Origin of the sequence: Blastopirellula marina (assembly GCF_002967715.1) — a bacterium.
GTDB classification, from domain to species: Bacteria; Planctomycetota; Planctomycetia; order Pirellulales; family Pirellulaceae; genus Bremerella; species Bremerella marina_B.
This window is the reverse complement of record NZ_PUIA01000059.1, coordinates 1-516: the sequence shown is the minus strand read 5'-3', so window position 1 is coordinate 516 and position 516 is coordinate 1. Positions and strand designations below refer to the sequence as shown.

At 50.0% G+C, this 516-nt stretch carries 1 protein-coding gene; it reads left to right on the top strand.

The window, feature by feature from the left end; all coding sequences use genetic code 11:
* Positions 1 to 381, top strand: a 381-nt coding sequence (locus C5Y96_RS19490) for an HD domain-containing protein (RefSeq protein WP_409994431.1), incomplete at its 5' end; no start/stop codon positions are given.
* Between the last annotated feature and the right edge of the window lie 135 nt (positions 382 to 516).

Genomic DNA, 516 nt, shown 5'->3' with positions numbered 1-516 from the left:
ATCCACGACATGCCCTTCAAGGGAGCTGGAGTACCTACGGAGATGCGAAGCGTTGAAGGCCAGGTAGTTCAGGATGCCGACCGCCTTGATGCCATGGGAGCAATAGGAATCGCTCGCGCGTTTGCATACGGAGGCCACACGAATCGTGCAATCTACGATCCCGAACATCCGCCTGAACGACATGAGTCATTTGCATCGTACCAGGCAAACAGGGGACCGACGATCAATCATTTCTACGAGAAGTTGCTACTGTTGCGAGATAAGATGAACACGGAAACTGCAAAACAGATCGCTAACGAGCGGCATGAGTTCATGACGCAGTTCCTAAAGCAGTTTCTTCATGAATGGGGAATGGCTGATAGTCGTGCAACGCCAAAATAGAGTTTTTTGCAGTGGGCAATCTTGTAACGTAGTCAAGCGGGATCCTGGCACGATGCCATTCATTTTATAGATTGTTTATGCTTCCGTTTCTAACCGCATACGACCCACTTGGAGGCAGTTCAGGGAGTATCGACC